This window comes from Ureibacillus galli, assembly GCF_014836845.1.
Taxonomy (GTDB): Bacteria; Bacillota; Bacilli; order Bacillales_A; family Planococcaceae; genus Ureibacillus; species Ureibacillus galli.
Genome location: NZ_JACSQA010000041.1, coordinates 19,996 through 27,019, shown reverse-complemented (window position 1 = coordinate 27,019; position 7,024 = coordinate 19,996). Strand labels below are relative to the sequence as shown.

General features: G+C 36.9%; 6 protein-coding genes, 5 tRNA genes and 1 rRNA gene. All 12 read left to right on the top strand.

The genetic code is table 11. The features are described 5' to 3' along the window. Positions 1 to 77 (top strand): 5S ribosomal RNA (rrf, locus tag H9636_RS19540); the annotation flags it as partial. Positions 78 to 226: 149 nt separating this feature from the next. After that, positions 227 to 301, top strand: a tRNA-Asn gene (locus H9636_RS17715). A gap of 125 nt (positions 302 to 426) precedes the next feature. Next, a tRNA-Glu gene (locus tag H9636_RS17710) sits at positions 427 to 501 on the top strand. Positions 502 to 543: 42 nt separating this feature from the next. Beyond that, positions 544 to 619: transfer RNA gene (locus H9636_RS17705), tRNA-Val, on the top strand. 13 nt (positions 620 to 632) lie between these two features. Next, positions 633 to 716 (top strand) — tRNA-Tyr (locus H9636_RS17700). A 3-nt stretch (positions 717 to 719) separates the two neighbouring features. Then, positions 720 to 794 (top strand) — tRNA-Gln (locus H9636_RS17695). Positions 795 to 1,011: 217 nt separating this feature from the next. After that, positions 1,012 to 1,917: an arginase gene (gene rocF / locus H9636_RS17690; RefSeq protein ID WP_191708889.1), complete on the top strand. Its 906-nt coding sequence runs from the start codon at positions 1,012 to 1,014 to the stop codon at positions 1,915 to 1,917. A gap of 152 nt (positions 1,918 to 2,069) precedes the next feature. Then, positions 2,070 to 2,633, top strand: a complete 564-nt coding sequence (gene sigW / locus H9636_RS17685) for an RNA polymerase sigma factor SigW (RefSeq protein ID WP_191708888.1) — start codon at positions 2,070 to 2,072, stop codon at positions 2,631 to 2,633. 12 nt (positions 2,634 to 2,645) lie between these two features. Continuing rightward, entirely contained in the window at positions 2,646 to 3,257 is a 612-nt protein-coding gene (locus H9636_RS17680) for an anti-sigma factor family protein (protein ID WP_191708887.1), read from the top strand. 310 nt (positions 3,258 to 3,567) lie between these two features. Then, positions 3,568 to 4,404, top strand: coding sequence for a diadenylate cyclase CdaA (cdaA, locus tag H9636_RS17675; RefSeq protein ID WP_191708886.1), 837 nt, complete (start codon positions 3,568 to 3,570; stop codon positions 4,402 to 4,404). Then, complete coding sequence (locus tag H9636_RS17670) at positions 4,397 to 5,521, top strand: CdaR family protein (protein WP_191708885.1); 1,125 nt, start codon at positions 4,397 to 4,399, stop codon at positions 5,519 to 5,521. Before cdaA ends, H9636_RS17670 begins: the two co-directional genes overlap by 8 nt. 108 nt (positions 5,522 to 5,629) lie before the next feature. Then, positions 5,630 to 6,982, top strand: a complete 1,353-nt coding sequence (gene glmM / locus H9636_RS17665) for a phosphoglucosamine mutase (protein ID WP_191708884.1) — start codon at positions 5,630 to 5,632, stop codon at positions 6,980 to 6,982. Positions 6,983 to 7,024 lie beyond the last annotated feature (42 nt).

Here is a 7,024-nt window from a genome sequence, read left to right as displayed (position 1 = left end):
CCGAACACGGAAGTTAAGCTCTTTAGCGCCGATGGTAGTTGGGGGCTTCCCCCTGTGAGAGTAGGACGTCGCTAGGCTCAAAAAGTCATTGCTGATTCAGTCAGTAGTGGCTTTTTTATTTGTCATGATCGACGGCATTATTTTATATGGAAATTTAATAAATGACTTGTATAATTTACTGTTCTAAGTATAATAATAAATATATGTGAACAACATTTAAAATCGTTCCGAAGTAGCTCAGTGGTAGAGCAACCGGCTGTTAACCGGTTGGTCGTAGGTTCGAGTCCTACCTTCGGAGCCATTTTTTTTTGCAAAAAATTTCTATATTGTATAGAAATAAAATTTTTTAACAAAAATTTTAAAAAATAGTTGCATCTACTAATTAATAGTGTTAATATAAATCTTGTCTTGTTTAAGATATATAAAGGCCCGTTGGTCAAGTGGTTAAGACACCGCCCTTTCACGGCGGTAACACGAGTTCGAATCTCGTACGGGTCACCAAATAAATAATGCATCAAAATAAAAATTATCACTTCTAATTATGGAGGATTAGCTCAGCTGGGAGAGCACCTGCCTTACAAGCAGGGGGTCGGCGGTTCGAGCCCGTCATCCTCCACCATAAGTGCTAATTTGGAGGGGTAGCGAAGTGGCTAAACGCGGCGGACTGTAAATCCGCTCCTTCGGGTTCGGCGGTTCGAATCCGTCCCCCTCCACCATTTTGGGGTATAGCCAAGCGGTAAGGCAACGGATTTTGATTCCGTCATGCCCAGGTTCGAATCCTGGTACCCCAGCCATTTTTATTATACATAAGCGCTATTAGCGTCATATTAATAAATCCAATCCTTTACTCAAATGAGTAGAGGATTTTTTTATTCCGTAAAAATAAATACCCCATCTACCCCCCTTAAAGAAACTGAATAATAATAAATGAATAAATATTCAATATTTTGTCGAGTTGAGCCATTTCAATATTCAATATAAAATATAAGGAATTCAATAGGGGGGATAGAAATGAGAAATAGAGAAGTGTCAATCATAGGGGTACCATCAGATTATGGACAATTGCGTCGTGGGGTAGATATGGGGCCGAGTGCAATTCGTTATGCTGATGTTGTAGAAAGACTAGAAAATTTAGGTTATGAAATAAAAGATGAGGGCGATATTTTAGTTAAAAAAGAAACTGCTACGTCCCAATTAGGTACAAACTTAAAAAATTTAAAAGAAGTAATAGAAGTATGTACAAAACTATCAATAAAAGTGCAAGAAGTATTAGAGGATGGAAGATTTCCATTAGTTTTAGGTGGAGATCATAGTATAGCCATTGGAACACTAGCAGGATTAACTACAAAGTATAAAAACTTGGGAGTTATTTGGTATGATGCCCATGCAGATATAAATACACCTGAAACATCTCCTTCAGGTAACATTCATGGGATGCCTTTAGCGGTTAGTTTAGGTCTAGGTGATGATCGGTTAGTTACAATAGGGGGATTTGCACCGAAAATCAAGCCTGAAAATATTGTCATTATAGGGGCACGATCAGTTGATCCAGGGGAAAGAGAGTTAATTAAAAAATTAGGAATTAAAGTTTATTCCATGCATGAGGTAGATCGTCTAGGAATGACGAAAGTAATTGAAGATACTATTTCCTACTTAAATAAACGTCAGGTCGATGGAGTTCATTTATCTCTAGATTTAGACGGAATTGATCCATTATATACACCAGGCGTCGGGACACCTGTACCAGGAGGAATTACATATCGAGAAAGTCATCTCGCAATGGAAATGTTAGAGGAAGAAGGCTTCATTACTTCAGCTGAATTTGTAGAGGTAAACCCGATTCTGGATGAACGAAATAAAACGGCAGATGTAGCAGTTGCTCTAATGGGGTCGCTATTTGGTGAAAAACTAGTATAAGGAAGTATATTCCGACTGTATTAAGGATAATTATGCCAAATAAGTGATTTTAAGGTATAAAAAATTTTGATATAATATTAAATGTCATGAAACTTTTTTGGTGAATCGACGTAAATAATAATAAGCCTTAAAGGTGGAGAGGGAATACACAAATGGATGCGTTAGTGAACAAAAGAATAAAGCAAGTGCTAAAAGGTGATCAAAACGCATTTTCAGATATTGTGAGCCTCTACCAGCACAAGTTATACCAAATATGTTATCGTATGCTTGGAAACAAACAAGAAGCGGAAGATATTGCGCAAGAGGCGTTTGTGAGAGCATACATTAACCTTCATACATTCGATCAAAAGAGAAAATTTTCAACATGGTTATTCCGAATTGCAACGAATCTTTGTATTGATAGAATTCGAAAGAAGAAGCCAGATTATTATTTAGATGCAGAAGTTCCTGGTACGGACGGACTTGATATGTACTCACATATTCCAGCATCGGAGCAACTACCGGAAGAAACAGTTGAAAAGATGGAATTACAAGATCGAATTCAATATGAAATCAGCAGATTACCCGATAAATATCGGTCAGTAATCGTATTAAAGTATATAGAAGAGTTGTCGCTGCAAGAAATAAGTGAAATTCTAGATATGCCATTAGGAACAGTTAAAACAAGAATTCATCGAGGGCGCGAAGCTTTAAGAAAGCAATTAAACAATCTGTAGGAGGGGTAAGGCATGAGTACGTGTCCACAATACATTGTTGACTATATGCACGAATACTTAGATGGCGACATCAGTCGTGAACATGAACAACAGCTAAAGAAACATTTGCAAGTGTGCTCTGACTGTCAACAACATATGCACGAATTAAGTGACACGATTGCTTTTGTGAAAAGTGCAGCGCATATTACAGCACCTCCACATTTTGAGGAAATGGTAATGAAGCGTTTGCCAAAACATAAAAATCGGGTCGGTGTACAAAGATGGTTTAGACAACATCCGATTATTGTTGCAGCTGCAGTATTCTTCTTGTTCATGAGTGCTACATTATTAAGTAGTTATCCTAACGATGAATTTTCATTCACAGCAAAACCAAATTTAATTGTAGACGGGCAAACAGTTATTGTCCCAGAAGGTGAAGTAGTGGAAGGGGACATCGTTGTGAAAAATGGTGACATTGTCATCGAAGGGGCAGTAAATGGAAATGTAACAGTTATAAATGGACAATATATGGCTTCCACTTCGGTTGTTACTGGTCAAATTGAAGAAATTGATCAAGTATTTGAATGGCTATGGTATGAAATAAAAGATATGGCAAATGATTTCATGGCATTATTTGAAAAATAATAATTAAGTGAATGGATTATTTTATATAAGTAAATAAATATGTTAAAGTCTGCTCACTGGAGTAGACTTTTTTCTTGACGAAAGCTTTATAAGGGGAAAATGTGTTATACTGTTTTTAATAATTTCATGGCTCTTTTTGAGCAGAATTCCAATTTTTTAAGTAAGGAAATAAAAAATTTCCATTTAGTACTTTTTATTTTTTTATAAAAATAAAAAATAGGTATATTTTAATAAAAATTCTATACTCACGTAATAACTTCGTGACGTCATTGATATACATGAAATAGCAAGAAAAAGTGGGGGATGCCACATGCAGATTATTGAGGAGTTTACAGACTTCACGCCTGTAAATATTGTGTTTAGTTTTTTAGACGTACTATTAGTGTGGTACGTAATTTATAAATTGTTAACCCTCATTAAAGGAACGAAAGCTGTTCAATTATTAAAGGGGATTTTTGTTATCATTATCGCCAGATTTGCTACTGTCATATTTGGCCTTGATACCCTTGGATGGTTATTACAAGAAGTAATTGATTGGGGATTTTTAGCTATTATCATTATCTTTACACCTGAAATTCGAAGAGCGTTAGAACAATTAGGTAGAGGTAAAATATTCCAACGTTCAACGAATCAATTAGAGGATGAACAAACACGTTTAGTCGAAGCGATGAAAAAGTCGGTTAGTTATATGGCTAAACGACGAATTGGAGCCCTTATTTCCATAGAAAATGAAACAGGATTAACGGAATATATTGAAACGGGTATTAAATTAAATGCCGAGATTACTTCAGAGTTATTAATTAATATATTTATTCCAAATACGCCGTTGCATGACGGAGCTGTAATTATGCAAAAAGATAAAATCACCGCAGCTGCTTGTTATTTACCATTATCAGAAAGTACGTTTATATCAAAAGAACTAGGAACAAGGCATCGTGCTGCCGTTGGTTTAAGTGAAGTAACGGACGCCATCACGATTGTTGTGTCAGAAGAAACAGGTGCCATCAGTTTAACTAGAAATGGAAACTTATATCGAAACTTAACAATTGAGGAATTCGAAACGCAACTTAGAAAAATGTGGTTTGGCCCTCAACAAGATTCAGAAATAACCTCTAAGTGGACTTGGGGGGGAAGAAAGAATGGATAAGTTATTTGATAGTCACTGGGCTTTACGTGTTGTAGCTCTTATACTTGCTATTTTATTGTTTTTTTATGCGAAGGCTCAAATTGAAAGTGGACAATCTACAAGTATTAATCCCGAAATGGATATTATTACGAATGTACCACTTGAAGCTTATTACGATTCAGAAAATTTAATTGTGTCAGGCCTTCCAGAGACCGTTGATGTAAAGATTGAAGGTCCGGTACAAATAGTAATTGAAGCAAAATTAAGAAAAGACTTTAAAGTGTTTGTCGACTTAAATTCATTGTTAATTGGGGAACATCGAGTTACAATTCAACATGAAAACTTTTCAGAAAAACTTGATGTTACCATTGATCCAAAAGTAGTAGATATTGTCATTGAGGAAAAGGTTACAAAAGAAGTAAGTGTAGATCCGGAGCTTAATAACGGTCGTATCGCCGAAGGTTATGAGTTAGTCGGCATGAGTGCGGAACCAGATACAGTACTTGTAACCGGTGCTAAAAGTATTATCGATAAAATCAGTTATGTAAAAGCGACTATAAATGCTGAGGATGGTATAAATGCTTCCTTTGAACAAGAAGCAAATGTTAAAGTATTGGATAGTAGTTTGAATAAATTAGATGTAGCGATTGAACCGGCCACCGTGAACGTAAAGGTGGATGTGCGAGCCTATAGCCGCGAAATACCAATCGTAATACGACAGACGGGAACACCGATGGAAGGTGTCACCATTAATAGTTTAACGTCAAAAATTAAAACAATTGAAGTGTTTGGTCCAAAAACAATGATTGACCCATTAACCCAATTAGAAGTAGAATTTGACGTATCAGAAATTAAAGAGTCTGGTGTTTATGATGTGGATTTAGTTTTACCAAATGGTGCAACGAGGCTTTCAGCTAAATCCATTGAGGTACAAGCTAACGTCACGAAAAAAACTACTGAACCTGAGGAGGAAACTCCGGAAGAACCGGAGGAAGAGCAACCTACTACGGGAGAAACAAACACTGGTGATACAAATACTAGTGAGTCAAATGCTAATGATACAAATACTGGTGAAACAGATGCTAATCAAACAAATCCAGAAGAAACACCATCTGATGAAGAAAATACAGCAGAATAAGTCGTGTTGAATGGAAACAATTATAGATCATTCATTGCAGAGATAAAATCATATAAAATCTCAATTTTTGTAGCATAGAATGTCTAGCGTTGAAGGAGAGAAAAAGTAATGGGAAAATATTTCGGTACTGATGGCGTGCGTGGTGTCGCCAATTCAGAGTTGACGCCTGAACTAGCATTTAAGCTAGGACGTGTTGGAGGTTATGTATTAACTAAACATGCAACAGAGCGTCCAAAAGTGATTATTGGACGAGATACACGCGTTTCAGGACATATGTTAGAAGGAGCACTTGTAGCAGGTCTACTATCCATTGGAGTAGAAGTTATGCGACTAGGTGTCATTAGCACACCAGGTGTTGCTTATTTAACACGTGTAATGAATGCTGCTGCAGGAGTAATGATTTCCGCTTCTCATAATCCGGTTGCTGATAACGGTATTAAATTTTTCGGACCTGATGGCTTTAAATTAACAGATGCACAAGAAGCTGAAATAGAAAACATCCTTGATATGGAAGAAGATGCATTACCACGTCCTATCGGAGGCGATTTAGGTACAGTAAGTGATTACTTCGAAGGTGGTCAAAAGTATCTTTCATACTTAAAACAAACTGTGGATGAAGATTTCTTAGGTCTGCATGTAGCTCTTGATTGTGCTCACGGTGCAACTTCCCAGTTAGCGACTCATTTATTTGCCGATTTAGAGGCAGATATTTCAACAATGGGTTCTTCGCCAAACGGCTTAAACATTAATGAAGGTGTCGGTTCTACACATCCCGAAAAACTAGCAGCATTAGTGCTTGAACGTGGAGCAGATGTTGGACTAGCATTTGATGGAGATGGTGACCGCTTAATTGCTGTAGACGAAAAAGGTCAAATTGTTGATGGTGACCAAATTATGTTCATCATCGGTAAGTATTTATACAGCAAAGGCCGCTTAAAGAAAAATACAGTAGTTTCTACTGTAATGAGTAATTTAGGGTTCTATAAAGCACTTGGTGATAACGGAATGACAAGTGTGAAAACGGCAGTAGGAGATCGCTATGTTGTAGAAGAAATGCGAGCGAACGATTATAACCTTGGTGGAGAACAATCTGGTCATATCGTGTTCCTAGATTACAATACGACAGGCGATGGTTTATTAACAGGGATTCAGCTTGTAAACATTATGAAAGCAACGGACAAACGTTTATCTGAACTGGCGTCTGAAATGACGGTGTTTCCACAACGTTTAGTAAATGTTCGTGTTGTAGATAAACATGCTGTTACTCAAAATGAAAAAGTGGCAAAAGTAATTGCTGAAGTAGAAGCAGCAATGGGAGGAAATGGACGAGTTTTAGTTCGTCCTTCAGGTACAGAGCCACTAGTACGTGTAATGGTTGAGGCAGCTACAGAAGAAGAATGTGAAAGCTATGTAAACCGAATCGCAAATGTCGTACGTGAAGAATTAGGATTAACAGATTAAAATTTAAAAGTCAGTAGATAAGCTGTAAATTTCTCATCAGCG